The sequence below is a fragment of the Azoarcus sp. DN11 genome (assembly GCF_003628555.1).
GTDB lineage: Bacteria > Pseudomonadota > Gammaproteobacteria > Burkholderiales > Rhodocyclaceae > Aromatoleum.
The window spans coordinates 1483297-1500396 of record NZ_CP021731.1; the positions used below are offsets into that span (position 1 = coordinate 1483297).

The window sequence follows — 17100 nt, forward strand, 5'->3', positions numbered from 1 at the left end:
CGATCACACGAAGGCATCTTCGGACCCCTTGCCACCCAGCACGATCTGGCCTTCCTCGGCGAGGCGACGCACGACCTTGAGGATCTCCTTCTGCTCCGCTTCGACCTCGGACAGGCGCACCGGCCCCTTCGCTTCGAGATCCTCGCGCAGCATGTCGGCGGCGCGTTGCGACATGTTCTTGAAGATCTTCTCGCGCAGTTCGGGCGCAGCCCCCTTGAGCGCGGTGACCAGCGAGTCGGACTGCACCTCGCGCAGCAGCGTCTGTATGCCGCGGTCGTCGACGTCCAGGAGGTTCTCGAACACGAACATCTCGTCGAGGATCTTCTGCGCGAGGTCCGGATCGTACTCGCGCACGTTATCGAGCACGGCCGTTTCGGCCGCCGCGCCGACGAAGTTGAGGATCTCCGCGGCGTGGCGCACGCCGCCCATCGAGGCCTTCTTTACGGCCGACGCCCCCGCCAGCATGCGGGCCAGGGCTTCGTTGAGCTCCTTGAGGGCTGCCGGCTGCACGCCGTCGAGCGTGGCGATGCGCAGGATCACGTCGTTGCGCAGGCGGTCGGTGAACTGCTTGAGGATTTCCCCCGCCTGGTCGAACTCCAGATGCACCAGGATGGTGGCGATGATCTGCGGGTGCTCGTTCTTGATCAGGTCGGCGGCGGTCACCGCATCCATCCACTTCAGGCTCTCGATGCCCGCGGTGTCGGAGCCCTGCAGCACGCGCGCGATGATGTGACCGGCGCGTTCGTCGCCCAGCGCCTTCGTGAGCATCGCGCGGATCTGTTCCTCGTCGGCTTCAACCGGCGCTCCCTTGATGCGATGGGCGTCGAGCTCGTCGAGCACCGCCTCGACCTTCACGCGCTGCTGCGAGGGCAGGCTGGCCATCGCCATGCCGAGCTTCTGCACTTCCTTCGGCCCCAGCAGCTTGAGCACTTCCGCCGCCTCGTCGGAGCCGAGCGCGAGCAGCAGTATCGCGCTCTTCTCGAGGCCTTCATCCATCGAGCTCATTTCTTGCCTTCCTCATTCACGCCCATCCATTCCTTGATCAGGTTCGCGACGACGCGCGGGTCGGACACCGCGAGTTCCTTCGCGCGGGCGAGCTTCTCGTCGAAGCTGCTGACGGGGGCTGCATGCGACAGGCTCACCACCGCGCCTTCCTCTTCCCCCTCGTCGGGTTCGGCGCGCGGCGCCGGCGGAGCCACCGTGCGCAGCAAGGGGCGCACGACGCCGAAATACACGACGGCGAGGGCGACGAGAATCACGACGTACTTCAGCACTTCCTTGCCGAGATCCACCATCTCGGGATCCTTCCAGACCGGCAACGGTGCCTGCGATTCGGTGTGGCCGGCGGCGAACGGCGCGCTCGACACGTTCAGGCTGTCGCCGCGCGCCTGGCTGAAGCCCATCGCTTCGCGAACGAGGCTCGTGATGCGCGCCAGTTCGTCGTCCGACATGGCTGCGGCGCGCGTCTCCCCGTTGGGCAGCGTTTCGCTGCGGTGGTTCACGACCACCGCCACCGACAGGCGCTTCACCTGGCCGAGCGCCTGCTTCGTGTGCTGGATGGTGCGGTCGAGTTCGTAGTTGATCGTGGCGGCGCGATTGCCGCTGACGGGCGTTGCGGAACCGCCCGGAGCGGCGCCGGCGGCCACCGGCGGCGAGGTGATCGGCGCGGTCGCGGGAACGGGCGGCTGGTTGCTGAGGGCACCGGGAACGCCCTGTGCGGCCGGCTCCCGCATCCCCTGCTCGTTGATCTGCTGGCTGCGGATCGCCTGGTCGGGCGAGGGATTGGGCTTGAAGGTCTCGGCTGTCGCTTCGACCTGGTTGAAGTCGACATCGGCGGTGACCTGCGCCTTGAAGTTGTCCGGGCCCACGATCGGCGTGAGGATCGTTTCGATGCGGCGGATGTAGCCCGACTCGATCTCGCGCACGTAGCTGAGCTGGGTCGGGTCGAGCCCCGCGTTGCGCAGCGGGTCGGGGCGGTTCGTGAGCAGCGTGCCGTTCTGGTCGATCACGCTGACGTGGTCGCTCGTGAGCTGCGGCACGCTGGAGGCGACCAGGTGCACGATGCCGGCGACCTGGGCGGCATCCATCGCGCGGCCCGGATGCAGGTTCACCAGCACGGAGGCGGTCGGTTTCTGCTCGTCGCGCAGGAAGCCGGACTGTTTGGGGATCGCCAGATGGACGCGAGCGGAGGCGACCGACGCGATCGACTGGATCGTGCGCGCGAGTTCGCCTTCGAGCGCGCGCTGGAAGTTCACCTGCTCGTGGAACTGCGACACCCCGAGCTTCTGGTTCTCCATCAGCTCGAAGCCGACCAGCCCGCCCTTGGGCAGGCCCTGCGCGGCGAGCCGCAGGCGCACGTCGTGCACCATCGCCGACGGGATCAGGATCGCGTTGCCGGCGGGCGAAAACTTGTACGGAACGTTCTGCTGCTGCAGCGCGGCGACGATCGCACCGCCGTCGCGTTCCTCGAAGTTGGAGAAGAGCACCGCGTAATCCGGTACCCGCGACCACAGCCAGACGCCCACCAGCAGCGCGATGGCGATCGCCGCGGCCACGCCGGCGGCGAGCTTCTGGCGCTGGCTCAGCTCATTGAAGCGCTGCAGCGCCAGCTGGGCCGGCGGCAGGGTTCCCCGATCAACGGCGGTGTCGGCGGTGGCCATGGTGCAATCCTTCGGTCACGTCACTTTTACGGATGACGGCATTGTCCGTCCGCGCGTGCAAATCATGCGAGTGGAAAAGCGGCATTTTTTGCCGGCTATTTGCCGGTTACCATGAACGCATCGGGGCTTAATCTGCCAGCCGTGAAATCACGTCCTGCACGCCATGTCCGTTGAAACGCCTCCTGACGCCTCAGATGCCGCGCCCGGCGAGGGGCAGCGCCTCGACGCCGCGCAGCTCGCCGAAGCGTTCGAGATGTTCTCGCGCGCATCGGAAGAGCTGTCGACCGCGTACAACGCGCTGCAGGGGCAGGTCGCGCAGCTCACCGAACGCCTCGCGGTGCTGCTCGGTGCGCTACCCGCCGGGGTCGTGGTGCTGGATCGCGGGGGGCGTGTCGAGCAGTGCAACCGCGCCGCCGAAACCCTGCTCGGCGGCGATCTCGCGGGCCGGCCGTGGGACGAGCTGGCGACCGCGCTCAACGCCACCGAGACGCCCGGCGAATTGACGGTGGGCGCCCGCCGCATGTCGCTGTCCGACGCGACGTTGGAGTCGGGCGAAGGGCGCATCATCCTGCTGCACGACGTTACCGATGCGCACCGCATGCGCCTGCAGGCCGAGCGCAACGAACGGCTGGCGGCGATGGGCGAGATGATCGCCGGCCTCGCCCACCAGCTCCGCACGCCGCTCGCGGCCGCGCTGCTCTACACCGGCAACCTCAAGCAGCCCGAACTGGCCCCCGCCGACCGCGCGCGCGTTGCCGACCGGGCGATTGAGCGCCTGCGCTATCTCGAGCGCTTGATCCGCGACATGCTGCTCTTCGCGCGCGGCGACAGCCTCGGCCGCCAGCGCTTCGGCATCTGCGATCTCGCCGGCGAGCTCGTGCATACCCTCGAACCGCTCGCCCGGGCGCGGCAGATCGCCTTCTCGTCCTCCTGCGACTGCGGCGATGCGACCCTGCTCGGCGACCGCAAGGCACTGAGCGGGGCGATCACCAACCTGCTGGAAAACGCCATCCAGGCCACCGAGCCGGGGGGCGCGGTGGATCTTTCCGCGGTGCTCGAAGGCGGCACCGTGCTGTTCCGCATCCGCGACAACGGCCGCGGCATCGAGCTGGTGCATCAGGCGCGCCTGTTCGATCCCTTCTTCACCACGCGTGCGGACGGCACGGGCCTGGGCCTCGCGATCGCACGCGGCGTCGCCCGCGGGCACGGCGGCGACATCGCGGTCGAATCCAGTCCCGGCAAGGGCGCCTTGTTCATTCTCAGCCTGCCGCTGCCGTGTCCCGACGAGGGGGACGCCGCGCAGGCGCCGAAGGAATCTTCATGATCGAACAGATCAACATCCTCGTCGTCGAGGACGACGACGCGCTCCGCGATGCCGTGTGCTTCACGCTCGAAATGGGCGGGCATCGCGTCACCGGCGTCGACGGCGGGCCCGCCGCCCTTGCCGAGATCGGCCGGCAGGCATTCAACCTTGTCGTCACCGACCTGCGCATGCAGCCGATGGACGGCCTGCAACTCCTCGGCGAAATCCGCGCGCGCCTGCCGCAGCTCCCCGTCCTGCTGATGACCGCCTACGGCGACGTCGACAAGGCCGTCGCCGCGATGCGCGGCGGCGCCTGCGATTTCCTGATGAAGCCCTTCGAGTCCGACGTCCTGCTCGAAAGCGTGCGCCGCTACGCCTCGCAGCCGCCGGGGGCCGACGACACCGTGGCCGAGGATCCGCACACGCGCAACCTGCTTGCGCTTGCCGCGCGCGTCGCCGGCACCGACGCGACCGTCCTGCTCACCGGCGAATCGGGCACGGGCAAGGAAGTGTTCGCGCGCTACATCCACGAACATTCGCCGCGCAAGACCGGCCCCTTCGTCGCGATCAACTGCGCCGCCATTCCCGAGAACCTCCTCGAAGCGACGCTCTTCGGTTACGAGAAGGGCGCCTTCACCGGCGCGCAGACGGCCCAGCCGGGCAAGTTCGAGCAGGCGCAGGACGGCACCATCCTGCTCGACGAGATCTCCGAAATGCCGCTCTCGCTGCAGGCCAAGCTCCTGCGCGTGCTGCAGGAGCGCGAGGTCGAGCGCGTCGGCGGGAAGAAACCGGTCGAGCTCGACATCCGCGTGCTGGCGACCAGCAACCGCGACATGGCGCGCGAAGTCGCCGCCGGCCGCTTCCGCGAAGACCTGTATTACCGCCTCAACGTCTTCCCGCTCGCGATCCCGGGGCTGCGCGAACGCCCCGGCGACATCCTGCCGCTCGCGCGCCATTTCCTCGCCCGCCACGGCGAGCGCCTCAAGCGAAACGCGCGGCTCAGCCTGGAAGCCGAACAGCTGCTGGTGCACCACGCCTGGCCCGGCAACGTGCGCGAGCTGGAAAACGCGATGCAGCGCGCACTGATTCTCGCTGCCGGCGACACGATCACCGCCGAGACGGTGCACCTGTGCCTGCCGAACTGGGTTGCGACGGAACCGGCGCGAAGCGCCGAAACGGCATCGCTGTCGGCAAATTTTGCCGCATCGCCGGAAAATGCTGCCGGTTTTTCCGTGGCCCGACCCGATCCGACTGCTGTCGGCCGGCCGGCAAACATGAAGGACCTCGAACGCGAACACATCCTCTCGACGCTGCGCGAAGTCGGCGGGTCGCGCAAACGGGCCGTCGAAAAGCTTGGCATTTCGGAACGGACCTTGCGTTACAAGCTTCAGCAGTACCGTGACGAAGGGTACGACGTGTAGTGCCTGTCGGATCCTTTCGGCACGGCGATTGCTTTGCTAGACTGAGCACATCGGATACTCGGTCTCGAGGTCGAGCGTATGGACACGCGTGGAATCAATCAGATGATCGGCGAACTGCGCGCCACCGCCCAGGCGGCGGCTGCCAAGCCGGCGGCCGCCAGCACCCAGGCCGCGGGTGGCGTCGACTTTGCCGAGGTCCTGCAGGGCGCCCTCAAGGACGTGAGTGCCGCGCAGCAGGAAGCCCGCGGCATGGCGCAGGACTTTTCCGCCGGCGATCCGAACGTGAATCTGCAGGACGTGATGGTCAACCTGCAGAAGGCCAACCTCTCGTTCCAGCAGATGGTGCAGGTCCGCAACCGCCTCGTCACGGCGTATCAGGACATCCTCAACATGCCCGTTTGAGGGCGTCCGGAACCAGCACAGGATTACCGCCGCAGCGAACTCAGCAGTACGGCATAAAGCTCGCCGGGGTTCACCGGCTTGGTCAGGAAAGTATTCATCCCGGCCGACAGGCAGCGCACCTTGTCCTCGGTGAAGGCATTCGCCGTCAGGGCAATGATCGGCGTCCGGGCGTATTCCGGCAGTTCCCGGATGCGCCGGGTCGTTTCGAGACCGTCCATCACCGGCATCTGCATGTCCATCAGGATCAGGGCGTAGGGATTCCGGCGGGCAAGTTCCAGGGCCTGTGCACCGTTTTCCGCGGTATCCGTTTCCAGTCCGACGTCCTTCAGCAGCAACAGCGCAATCTTCCGATTGATCGGTTCATCTTCGGCCATCAGGATCCGCGTGCCGGCATAGTCGCGGCGCAGAACGCTTTCCGCATTTTCTTCATCGACGATCCTTGCGGCTGCGACGCCAGGCTGCCCCTTCCTGAGTCGGGCCGTGAACCAGAACATGCTGCCTTTTCCGGGGATGCTGGTGGCCCCTGCATCGCCGCCCATCAGTCCAGCCAGTTTTTTCGCGATGGCCAGGCCCAGGCCCGTGCCGCCGTATTTGCGCGTGGTCGAGTTGTCGGCCTGCTCGAAACTCGAAAACAGCCGCGGCAGGATTTCCGCATCGATGCCGATGCCGGTGTCCTCGACTTCGAAGCGGACCTGAATGGCTTGATCGGTTGCCTCGACCTGCCGGAGGCGGACCGTGACGGTTCCGGATTCCGTGAACTTGATCGCGTTCGTCGCCAGGTTCAGCATCACCTGCTGGATGCGCGTGTGGTCGCCGAGAAGATTGCCGGGCAGCGCCTGAACCTCGGTTGCCCAGCGCAAGCCCTTCTCCTCCGCCCGGTTCCGGAGAATTGACGAGACATTCGCGACCAGGCCTTCGAGGTGCACGGGAGTTTCCTCGAGGGTGAACTTGCCGGCCTCGATCTTGGAGAGATCGAGAATCGCATTGATGATCTCGATCAGATGTTCTGCCGCGGTCTCGATGGTATCGAGTCGCATCCCCTGCTCCGGGCTGACGCCCGACCGCCTGAGGACATGGACCATGCCGGTGATGGCATTCAGCGGCGTGCGGATCTCATGGCTCATGTTGGCCAGGAAGGCGCTCTTGGCCACGCTGGCGGCTTCGGCCTCTTCCTTCGCCTCGCGCATCGCCAGCTCGAGTTCCTTGCGCGCCGTGAGGTCGATATGGGTTCCCACCGCGCGTAACGGTTTGCCATGCTCGTCGCGTGACACGAGCTTGCCCCGGCTGAGAATCCACTTGTAGCGGCCGTCCTTGCAGCGTATCCGGAACTCGAGTTCGTAGCTTCCAGCCGTCTCCAGCAGGTGCCGGGCCTGCAAAGGCACCGACTCCCGATCGTCGGGATGCAGCAAGGCGACTAAATGCCGGGAGGTGCTTTCCGGCAGTTCGCCGGGCGCGTAGCCCAGCATCCTGCTGTAGGCTGGATTGAGGTAGCTGATGTCTTTGCGGATATCCCAGTCCCACAAGCCGTCATTAGTGGCGTCCAGCGCATATTCGAGGCGTTCGCGGTCGAGCGCCTGCTGGGCCAGGGCTTGGCTCAGGGCTTCGGTACGTTCCGCGACCAGGGTTTCCAGCCGACTGTGGTATTGCTCCAGTTCCAGTTCGGCTTTCCTGCGCTCGGTGACATCGATGGCGACGCCGTCCCAAACGACGACTCCATCCGGGCGCCTGTGCGGGCGCGACTGCACGTGCAGCCACAGCGGCCGGCCGTCCGACGGGGTGAAGCGCAACGTACCCGAATAGACGCTGAGAGTCCGGGCGCTTTCCGCTTCGTCTTTGAGGTAGGCTGCGAGGGACTCCGGGGCGATCATCGCAAACAGTCGCCGGGCGTCCGCCAGCAGTTCGGACGGCTTCAGGCCGCCGATCTTCTCGACGCCGGCGCTGACGTAATTGAACCGCGGCTCGCCGTCCACCACTTCGTACTGATAGACGAAACCATCCGGCAGGTTGTCGCCCATGGACCGGAGCTGCTCCTCACGGTCGCGCAAGCGGGCTTCACTCGCCCGGTATTCCCGCTCGATCCGCTGCGAATTGATGCTGATCAGGGTCAATGTCACCAGCTGAACCGTCACGATTTGCGCGATCGCGTAAAACACGCCGACGCCTTTCGCGGCCTCGAAGGCGGTCGTGACATCGGGACTGCCGAGCTGCTGTGCAATTCGCGCAAGGGACAGCAAACCATAGGCCGACAGCCACAGCGCAAGCAGAACGTCGTTGGAGCCGAAATGTGCCGGACGGCGGCGCAAGGTGACGAGAACTGTCGCGAAGCTCAGGATGGCCGCATAGACGGAATAGGTGACGATGCGTGCGCCGAGATCGTCGGGGTCGAGGCTGTAGTAGCCGAACACGGCGAGGAAGGAGAGGGCGAGCAGCCACTCCAGCCGGTATTTGATCCGGTAGCCGCGGAAGGTCAGCATGCCGCGGAGGATCAGGGCCAGCCCGCCGACCCACATGGCATTGCGGGCCAGCCGGATCGGCCAGGTCGACGGCAAGGCCCCCGGAATCAGCATTGCCGCGCCCAACGCAAGACATGAAACGCCCGCCACCCAGAGACCGAATCCCGGATAGGTCTTGCGGGTGAACAGGACCACGAACATTATTACCGCGGCTGCCGCCGAGAGCAGTGCGTTGGTGGTCAACAGCGTCGAGGTGTCCATGGGCAGAAATCTTGCGCGCTGGATGAAGCCGTAAGGTCGCCGAATTCGTAAATAAAGGTCTGGCGAGATTGGTCGGCAGAATAGCGCTGCCGGTTTGCCCCGATTCGTTCCCGGTGGTGGGCGGGGTCAGCGCTCGCCGCGCATTCTCCGCTCCCGTTCGAGCTTGAACATGTAACGCTGGACTCTCGCGGTGGCCTGGTTCGACAAGCCCATGAACTCGCAGCCGGCGCGCCGCACCTTCACTCCGTTCGCTTTCTCGACCTCGAACAGATTCCGGACTTTCAGGCGCACCGCCAGCGGATCGCCGTCCGGCAGCCGGAGCACGCAGTCGCTGAACTCGGCGCCAGCCACGAACTCCAGTTCCCGCGGCGGGACCAGGATGGCGAGCCCGCCGCCGCTGATGTCCAGGATGCGCGCCCGAACCTCGTGGCGCCTGCCGTCACCGGCCGCATGGGTGATCACGCAGACGAGCGGATCGGCCTGCAGGGTCGGCAGGCGGTAATACTCGCGCCGCTGCAGGCGCAGCACGCTCTCGGGCAGCGCCGCGCGCAGTGCCGGCCGGCCGTCGTACATGATGCGTGCCGGAGCCTGTAGCGCGAATTGCAGCTTCACGTTGTCGAGGCGGGTCGTGCAGACGAGTTGCGCCGCGTTTCCCGCCCGGGCGTTGCGCGCGTCGTCGGGGCAGGCGTCGATGATCAGCGTTCCGTCGTCGATGACGGCGACCGCCAGGGTGATGAACGATTCGTCCTGGTCGATGAAGGCCGAGAGGAGCAGGCGCTTCTCCACCACGGCAGCGAGCAACCGATGGATCTCGCGCGGGTCGTGCACGGCGTAGCGCGCGAAGGCCTCGGGGTCCAGCGGACGCTGCTGCGTCGCGGCTTCGGGTAGTGGCGGCATGGGAATCGGGGCAAGCCGGGCAGGTGCAAAGCACCGTTTATAGCACGATCGACTAGGAGTGCGGTTGCCCAGCTGGTGGTGCGCCGGCCGCGGACGAGCCCTGCTCGACGCGATAGATCCACGCCAGCAGTTCGGCCACCGCGACGTAGAGTTCGGGCGGAATGCGGGCGTCGAGATCGACCTGCATCAGGAGACCGACCAGTTCCGGCGATTCATGGACGAATACGCCGGCTTCGCGAGCGCGCTCGATGATCTCGCGCGCAATCAGTCCGCGGCCCTTCGCGACCACCCGCGGTGCGGCGTCGCCCTTGCTGTAGGCCAGCGCGACCGCTTCGCCGCGCGGATTCGCGTCCCGGTCAGCTTCCGCCATCACGGCGCTCCGCGACGAAACCGGTGAGCGGGACGTTGGCGGCCTCGAGCGCGCTGTCGAGCCGCCCCCGGGCGCGGTCGAGCGCCGCAACCGTGGTGGCGTCGTCGGCGAGCAGGCGCAATGCCACGCCCGCCGGCGTCAGGACCAGGCGCGCCTCGACTCCGCCGAGCCGCGGCAGGGCGAGGCGCAGCGTGGTCTTCCATTCGGCTGCCGGCTCGTCCCCGCCCGCGCCGTCATCACGCCGCGGGTCCTCGATTTCCCATTCCATCGACTGTCCCGGCCAGACCTGGCCTTGCCAGACGTAGTTCTGCGTCGCCATCGCATCGAGTTGCTGATAGACGACGGGTGCCAGCCGGTCCGGAATCGCGGTCGTGCGTGTTCCGGCGGACGCCGAGGGATTCGAGCCTGCCGCCGTTCCCGTATCCTGCACGGCGGATGTCGCATCCGGCGGCGGCGTGCCGGTCGCGAATTCGCCCGTTGCCCGTACCGGGGGCGCATGGCGGGCGATCGTTGCCGCGTCGGCCGGGTTGGCCGAAGGCGTGCCAGGCGGGCGAGCCAGTTCGCCTTGCGGCTCCTGCAGCAGGGACGCGGTATCGAGTTTTCCGGAGATCCACTGCAACTGGTGCGATTCGTAGAACAGGCCGCTCTGGGACAGGGCCTGTCGTAGCGCCGGGGCGAGCGTCGCGGCGGCATCGTTTGCCGGCGGTACGGCGACGACGGGTTTGCCGCCGGCGAGCGTGGCAGCCTGGGGCGCTGGTTGGCCGGTAAGCAGAAAGCCGATCAGCCGCCCGGTTGCGCTGAGTGCGGGGCGCGCGCCTTCGTTGCCGGCAAGCAGCGGTTCCGCGAGCTGCGCGAACACCGCTTTCGGCGTGCTTTCGGTGACGACCAGTTCGAGCGTATCGCCCGATTTCGCCGACTGACCGAGGGCAAGCGTGTAATCGCGACCCGCGACAATCGCCCTGAAGGTGCCATCGGGCAACTGACGGTCGATCGTCGCGACGAAGCGCTCGCCGGGCATAAGCTCCGGCAGGCGCGCCTGAAGTTCGCGGCCGCGCGTCAGGCCCGTAAGTGGCGGCTCGCTGTCGAAGAGGCTCGCCTCCGTGAGCAGACGCAGGCGGGCGGCGAGATCGGAGGGGATCATCGTGAGCGCTCCTGTGTCTTGAGACCGTCCGGAGGCCGGTCAGATCCTCAGGGGCCGAATGCGCCGTAAGCGGCGCGCACGGCGCGGTCGCGGGCCGTGCCGGACAGCAGTTTGCGCACGCTGGCGAGCCACGGCTCGACGTGGCTGCGGATTTCGGCGTCGTTCCCGAGCATCGTGGCGATGAGCTCCGCCTTGTGCGCCGCCGCGTCGGCGCCAAGGGGTTCCTGTGCCGCGTCTGCGGTGTGAACGATCTCGTCGCGCAACGCTGCCATCTCGCGTTCCAGCGTGACGAGGCGGTCCCAGTCGTTCGCCCGCGCCGCTTCGACCATCGCCGCCGACACCGTGCTCATCGCTTCATACAGGGCGAGCGACGACATGGCGTCCCCCTCAGGCCGCGACGTTTGCTGCCGTGGTGCCCGGGGCAATCCCGGCCCAGGCTTCACGCAGGGTTTCGAGGAGTCCGTGCACTTCGTCGAGGGCAGGGCGGCTGTTGTGCAGGTTGGCGTAGAGCAGCCGTTCGCTCATATAGTCGTACAAGGTCGCCAGGCGCGCGGCGAGTTCGCCGCCGGCGTTCAGATCCAGGCTCGCCTTGAGGCCGTTCATGATGATCTCGATCGCCTTGGAGATCGCCTGGCCCTTTCCCCGGATATCCTGGTTTTCCATCGCCGCGGATGCGGTGCCGACGGAGAGCAGGGCGCCGTCGAACAGCATCAGGATGAGCTGATGCGGGTCTGCGGTGCTGACCCCGGTTTCGACGCCGACTTGGGCATACGCGGCGGCGCGATTGGGGAATGAACCGAACATTACACGCTCCTGTTTGCTAGCCGATCTTCGGCAAGTTCGCAATTTGCTGGGTGAGGAAGCTGCTGGTCTGCGTCATGCTGGAAACCATCGAATCGAGTGCCGTGAATTGGGCGCGGTAGCGCTTCTCGATCTGCTCCAGCCGGACGTTCAACGCGTCGCGCTGCTTGCCAAGCGCCTTGATGGAGGCATTGATGCCGTCCGTGCGGCCGGCGAGCAGGCCAGCGCTGCCGAGGAAGCCATCCAGCATCGTCGACAGCGTCGCGGCGAAACCGGTGATGCTCCCGCCGCCGCTGAAGAATCCCCCCACGTCCTTGCTGTGGTCCTTCAGCGCGGTAGTGAGCTTGGTGTTGTCGATCGCGAGCGTGCCGTCGGCCTGGAAAGCGATGCCGAGGTCGGAAAGCCGCTGCACGCCGGCAAAACCTGATAGCGCGCCGCCGATCAGGCCCCGGAGTCGGCTCTGAATCGAGCGGGCGGTCGAATCGCCGGTCAGGGTCGAGGCCCGGCGGGTGTTCGGGTCGAAGGCCGTCAGGTTCTTGATCGCGTTGTTGGCGTCATTGTAGGCCTTGACGAAGGCGCCCAGCGCGTTGCTGGCGGCGCTGGGGTCGTCGGCTACCGCTAGTCTGGCGGCAGTCGTGGTTTCCTTGGTGAGCGTCAGCGTCACGCCAGTGAGGGCGTCGCTGATCGTGTTGCTGGCGCGCGAGATCGAGATCCCGTCGATCGTCAGCGCCGCATTCTTCGCCGCCTGAACCTGGTAAAGGCTGGTTTCGATGCCGAGACCGGTTGCGGTAAACGCGTTGGCAGCGCCCGTGTTCTGGCCGGTGAGGACGAGTTGCTTCGCCGTCCCGTTATCGATGACGTTCGCGGTGATGCCGAGGTTGCCGCCATTGATGGCGTCACGCAGTTGCTCGATGGTGCCGCCGGCAAAGTTCAATGTCTTGGTCTGGCCGCCGATCGTCACCGACAGGGTGCCCGCACCGGGTACAAAGGTCGTGGTGCTATTGGTCGCGGAGCGCTGGGCGGCAGCGAGGGTCGTCACCTGGATCGCATAACTGCCGACCGCGGCCGCTGATGCCGCGGTCGCAGTGAAGCCGGCGTCGGCGGCTGGGGTGGCAATTTTCGCGGAAAATTTTGTCGGGTCCTTGAGGGCGTCCGACGCCGTCTGCAAGGCGGACAGGACGCTCTTGAGTTGCCCGAAGGCCGAGAGCTTCGCCTGGTAGCTGGATTCCTTGGCCGCAAGCGCCGTCAGCGGGCGCTGCTCGACTGCCATCAACTGCCCGACCAGGCCGTTGACGTCGAGTCCCGATCCGAGTCCATTTGCGGTGAGTGCCATGTCCGTCTCCTTCAGGCGTGCTGTCTGACCAGCAGCCCCTGCAGTTTATCGAGCGCTTTGGCGATCGCGAGGATTTCTTCCGACGGGATCTGCTTGATCACTTCGTCGGTGCTGCTGTCGATGATCTTGATGACGGTGCGGCCCGTGTTGTCATCAATCGAAAAGAGCAAATTCTGCGCCACGGGAGCAAGCGCTTTGCGCACTTCATCGAGCGCGTGGCCGATCCGGGTGGCGTCCGCTGATCCCGCGGTGCCGGGTACAGGCGTTTCCGCGCTCACGCCCGCGGCTTGCCGTACTGCCGGGTTCGATGCTTCCGGACCCGCGAGCTGCTGCGCGAGGTTTGCAGCCGCCGGCGGGATGGGTTGAATGCTCATGATGTCTCTCCCTCATGGGGCAACGGCGCGGGACTCTTGCGAATCCCGCGCCGTGCGTTCGTGGGACGCCTTGCCTTGCTTAGCCGCGGAGCAGGCTCAGCACGTTGTTCGGCAGCGAGTTCGCCTGGGCGAGCATCGCGGTGCCGGCCTGCTGCAGGATCTGGCCACGTGTCAGGTTGGCGGTCTCGACCGCAAAGTCCGCATCGCGGATCCGACTGCGCGACGCCGTCAGGTTTTCCGAAGTCGTGTTCAGCGTGGCAACCGTCGAAGCGAAGCGGTTCTGGATCGCACCGAGATCGGCACGGGCGCCATTGACCGCGTTGAGGGCTCCGTCCATCGCCAGAATCGCATTGTCTGCGCCCGCTACACTCGAAACGTCCAGATTCGTGAACCCGGTTTGCGCCGTGCCAGTGGTAGCGGTGACGGCCGCAGTACCGAAGGTCAGACCTGTAGCGTTCTGCGTGGCGGTCTGATTGGCGGCAGCACCGCCGATTACGATGGGGGTTCCCGTGGTAGAGGTCAGGGTGATCTTGCCCGTCGTTGCGTCAGCGCTGGCCGTAACGTTAGAGGTTGCCGTTGTCGCATTGATTGCTGTGGCGACGGCGGCGCCTTGCGCTACGGGAGTCGCACCGGCGGCGACCGCCCCGACAGAAACGCCATTGATCGTCAGATCGCCTGCAGCTAGTGCTCCGACAGCCGGTGCATTGCCCGCGGCGGTCGTATATGCGACGGAAGTCCAACTTCCCAGTGCCGCAATCTTGGCGTTGGCAATTCCCGAGATGGTGATCGTCTGGCCCTGATCCGCGCCGACCTGGAAGTCCTGGTTGGTGAAGCTGCCGTCGAGCAGTTTCGTGCCGTTGAACGAGGTCTGGTTCGCGACGCGGTCGATCTCGGCCTTGAGCTGCACCACTTCCTTCTGCAGTGCTGCACGGTCGTTGGCGGAGTTCGTGGCGTTGCGCGACTGGACGGCCAGTTCGCGGATACGCTGGAGGTTGTTGCCGATTTCGCTCAGCGCACCTTCTGCCGTCTGGGCTAGGGAAATACCGTCGTTGGCGTTGCGGGCAGCCTGGTTCAGGCCGCGGATCTGGGCGTTCATGCGCTCGGAAATCGCGAGACCGGCGGCGTCATCCTTTGCGCTGTTGATGCGCAGACCGGAGGAGAGGCGCTGCAGCGAGGTGGCGAGCGAACTCTGCGAGGTGGTCAGGTTGCGTTGCGCGTTCAGCGAGGCAACGTTGGTGTTGATGACTTGTGCCATGATGGTTCCCCTAGTGAGAGAGATGACTTCCGTTATCCCGGCTTCATGCCCCGTTTGCATCTTGCGCGGGCGTTTTGTCTGCCGTTGAATCCATTAACGGAGGGGCGCGAAGAAACTTTAGGGGATTTAGCGGAGGCCCGCACAACCGGCATGGATGCATGACGGTGTGCGGGTATTCGGGTCGGAATGCCTTCATTCCCGGGGTTTGGCGATGACCTTGTTCTTGCCTGCCTGTTTGGCCTCGTACATCGCTGCGTCGGCGCGCCGGATCGCGGTGTCCATCGTGTCGGCGGGCGTCCACTCGGTGACGCCCGCGCTGAAGGTGATGAGCAGCCTGCTCTCGTGCGTCATGAAAAAATTGCGCGTGAGTTCGCGCTGCAGGCGTACGAGCGCCGCCTGAGCCTGGTCGAGGGTGGTGTCGGGGTAGAGGAGGATGAACTCCTCGCCGCCGTGGCGCGAGAGGGTGTCCTGGGGGCGGAGGCTCTTCTGGACGATGGTGGTGAGGTGGATCAGGGCTTCGTCGCCGGTGCGATGGCCGAAGCTGTCGTTGAGTTGCTTGAAGTTGTCGAGATCGAGCAGGGCGAGGCTCAGTGCACCGCCGTGGCGGCGCGCGCGGGCTGACTCCTTGTCGAAGGCCTCGGCAAGGCCGCGCCGGTTGAGTACGCCGGTGAGCTGGTCGTGGCGCATCAGGCGGCTGGCTTCGTCGAGCTGCTGCTGCAGTTCGGTCATGCGCACTTCCGCTTCGTGGACGCGCTCACGCGTTGCTTGCAATTCGTCCCGCGAGCTGCGGGCCTGTTCGCGCATCGAGTGCGATTCACGCATGACTTCGCCGAGCACGTCGCCGATTTCGGCAATGTCGCGTGCAGCGGAAATCCGGTCGGCGCAGCTGCCGATTCGGTCGTGGTAGGTGCCGGTGGATTCCGCGAAGCTGGCGAGGTTGTCGACGAAGCCGGCCAGCATTTCCTTGAGCGAGCGCTGGGCTTCCGAGTAGTTGTGCTTGAGCTGGCTCTGCTTGTAGATGATGTCGCGCAGGCGGCGTTCGGCGTCGTCGATGAGGCGAACGTTCACCGGTTTGCCGAGGACGTCGCGCAGGAGTTCGATCTGGCCGCCGAGCCACCTGTCGTCGACGACGATCTGGTCGATGTTCTCCAGCAGCAAGTGCAGCAGGTTGATGATACCCGCATGGATTTCGGCGCGATCCCCGCCAACCATCTCGAGGCGGTAGGCGAATTTGCGCAGCTGTGTGGCGATGGCGCGCAGATCTTCGGCGCTGGCGGCGGCTTTGACTGCATCGGAGAACTTGTCGGCTTCCTGCGCGAGATCGGGTTGCTCGGAAAGCAGGGGGGGCACTACCGTGTCGAGCACGAGTTGCAGGAGTTCCTGGGAGGCAGCCAGAAATTCGCCGGTTTCGCCGGGAGCAAGGACGCGCAGGGCAGGCGGGACGCTGTCGGCTGACCCGGAGGTGTCTGGAGCAGGACGTGTCGCGGTTTCGGCCGACGCCGGCAATACCGGTGACTCGGGGTCGGTCGCCGCCCGCGACCACGAGCGGACCAGTCCCTGGAGCCGCATGAACAGCGTTGCCGGATCGTTGGCGCCGAGGACGCGGTCGAGCGATTCGCGCTTGCGTGCGGTGGTCCATCCGACCTGCCTTGACTCCCAGTGCCGGAGGAGGGTGCCGATCAGTTCATTCCAGGGGGGCGGTTGGTCGATCCTGAGGCTGGCAAGATAATCGGCCAGTGCCTGTCGGCAGGCATCAGGATTGTTTTCCGAAAGCGCCTGATCGAGTTGGCGGGTGATCCTTGCCCGTTCGGCGGTGTCGCGCGGCAACTGGCGTGCGAGACCGCGGACGAACTTGTCCGGGAAAGGGCCGTCGGCTTCCGGGGTGCCTGCAACTTCGTAATACAGGCTGCGGAAATTGTCCGGAGTGGGTGAGATGCGCCGCGCCGCAAACAGGCGCAGCACTTCGCGGGCTATTTCCGACGGCTGGGTGGGGGCGGACATCGACGACAGCGTTCATGCGGACAAAGTGTTCGGCGATTATAGGGATATCAGCGCAATGCCGACCATGTCGGTCTGGCCTGCGTGCGAATTTCCCGGCCGAAGGAGTGGCAGGGCTTCGACAGGCTCAGTCCGGAGGTGACGGCTTGCCAGACGGCGAGCTTGAATCGGGGGCGGGCCGCAACGGGCTTGTCGACAGCAAATTCACCGCTCGTCGGCCGCGTTGCGGGCCTGCATGCGCATGAACCACACAGCGAAGATCGTCGCGGCGGCAAGCGTCGAAGCCCCGATGGCTTCACCCGTGCCGAGCATCATGCCCGAAGCGCCGCCGCACCCCATCAGCAATCGATTGATCCACAGTTCCATGGTGGTCTCCGTCGGTAAGCAAGCCCATTGAGGGGCGCGTTGATTGATGACTGTAAGTATATACA

General features: G+C 66.0%; 16 protein-coding genes. 3 read left to right on the plus strand and 13 right to left on the minus strand.

Annotated features, from left to right (window positions below; translation table 11 throughout):
* Window positions 1-3 precede the first annotated feature (3 nt).
* A complete protein-coding gene (gene fliG / locus CDA09_RS06830) occupies window positions 4-1005 on the minus strand; it encodes a flagellar motor switch protein FliG (protein ID WP_121427933.1) in 1002 nt (333 codons plus the stop codon).
* Window positions 1002-2660 carry a flagellar basal-body MS-ring/collar protein FliF gene (gene fliF / locus CDA09_RS06835; protein ID WP_121427934.1) on the minus strand — a complete coding sequence of 553 codons (1659 nt, stop codon included), beginning with the start codon at window positions 2658-2660 and terminating at the stop codon, window positions 1002-1004. Before fliF ends, fliG begins: the two co-directional genes overlap by 4 nt.
* A 163-nt stretch (window positions 2661-2823) precedes the next feature.
* Between fliF and CDA09_RS06840 the strand changes: the two genes are divergently transcribed.
* The 3 genes from CDA09_RS06840 (at window position 2824) to fliE (ending at window position 5786) form a co-directional block, all read left to right on the plus strand.
* On the plus strand, window positions 2824-3984 hold the full coding sequence (locus CDA09_RS06840; protein WP_121427935.1) for a sensor histidine kinase: 1161 nt from the start codon (window positions 2824-2826) through the stop codon (window positions 3982-3984).
* Window positions 3981-5384: a sigma-54-dependent transcriptional regulator gene (locus CDA09_RS06845; protein WP_121427936.1), complete on the plus strand. Its 1404-nt coding sequence runs from the start codon at window positions 3981-3983 to the stop codon at window positions 5382-5384. The genes CDA09_RS06840 and CDA09_RS06845 overlap by 4 nt, the downstream gene beginning before the upstream one ends.
* 78 nt (window positions 5385-5462) lie before the next feature.
* Window positions 5463-5786, plus strand: coding sequence for a flagellar hook-basal body complex protein FliE (fliE, locus tag CDA09_RS06850; protein ID WP_121427937.1), 324 nt, complete (start codon window positions 5463-5465; stop codon window positions 5784-5786).
* A gap of 23 nt (window positions 5787-5809) precedes the next feature.
* On the opposite strand, the gene CDA09_RS06855 is transcribed toward fliE, so the two are convergent.
* The 11 genes from CDA09_RS06855 to CDA09_RS23275 form a co-directional block, all read right to left on the minus strand.
* Entirely contained in the window at window positions 5810-8500 is a 2691-nt protein-coding gene (locus CDA09_RS06855) for a PAS domain-containing protein (RefSeq protein WP_121427938.1), read from the minus strand.
* A 126-nt stretch (window positions 8501-8626) separates the two neighbouring features.
* Window positions 8627-9397 carry a flagellar brake protein gene (locus CDA09_RS06860; protein ID WP_121427939.1) on the minus strand — a complete coding sequence of 257 codons (771 nt, stop codon included), beginning with the start codon at window positions 9395-9397 and terminating at the stop codon, window positions 8627-8629.
* A 52-nt stretch (window positions 9398-9449) separates the two neighbouring features.
* Window positions 9450-9767: an EscU/YscU/HrcU family type III secretion system export apparatus switch protein gene (locus CDA09_RS06865; protein ID WP_121427940.1), complete on the minus strand. Its 318-nt coding sequence runs from the start codon at window positions 9765-9767 to the stop codon at window positions 9450-9452.
* Window positions 9754-10908: a flagellar hook-length control protein FliK gene (gene fliK, locus CDA09_RS06870; protein ID WP_121427941.1), complete on the minus strand. Its 1155-nt coding sequence runs from the start codon at window positions 10906-10908 to the stop codon at window positions 9754-9756. The genes CDA09_RS06865 and fliK overlap by 14 nt, the downstream gene beginning before the upstream one ends.
* A 47-nt stretch (window positions 10909-10955) precedes the next feature.
* Complete coding sequence (locus tag CDA09_RS06875) at window positions 10956-11285, minus strand: flagellar protein FliT (RefSeq protein WP_121427942.1); 330 nt, start codon at window positions 11283-11285, stop codon at window positions 10956-10958.
* Window positions 11286-11295: 10 nt separating this feature from the next.
* Window positions 11296-11712: a flagellar export chaperone FliS gene (fliS, locus tag CDA09_RS06880; protein ID WP_121427943.1), complete on the minus strand. Its 417-nt coding sequence runs from the start codon at window positions 11710-11712 to the stop codon at window positions 11296-11298.
* 16 nt (window positions 11713-11728) lie between these two features.
* Window positions 11729-13042: a flagellar filament capping protein FliD gene (fliD, locus tag CDA09_RS06885; RefSeq protein ID WP_121427944.1), complete on the minus strand. Its 1314-nt coding sequence runs from the start codon at window positions 13040-13042 to the stop codon at window positions 11729-11731.
* Window positions 13043-13053: 11 nt separating this feature from the next.
* Window positions 13054-13416: a flagellar protein FlaG gene (locus CDA09_RS06890; protein WP_121427945.1), complete on the minus strand. Its 363-nt coding sequence runs from the start codon at window positions 13414-13416 to the stop codon at window positions 13054-13056.
* A gap of 79 nt (window positions 13417-13495) precedes the next feature.
* A complete protein-coding gene (locus tag CDA09_RS06895) occupies window positions 13496-14671 on the minus strand; it encodes a flagellin (RefSeq protein WP_121427946.1) in 1176 nt (391 codons plus the stop codon).
* A 192-nt stretch (window positions 14672-14863) separates the two neighbouring features.
* Window positions 14864-16672: a GGDEF domain-containing protein gene (locus tag CDA09_RS06900; protein ID WP_121427947.1), complete on the minus strand. Its 1809-nt coding sequence runs from the start codon at window positions 16670-16672 to the stop codon at window positions 14864-14866.
* 201 nt (window positions 16673-16873) lie between these two features.
* Window positions 16874-17035, minus strand: coding sequence for a hypothetical protein (locus CDA09_RS23275; protein ID WP_164844377.1), 162 nt, complete (start codon window positions 17033-17035; stop codon window positions 16874-16876).
* Window positions 17036-17100 lie beyond the last annotated feature (65 nt).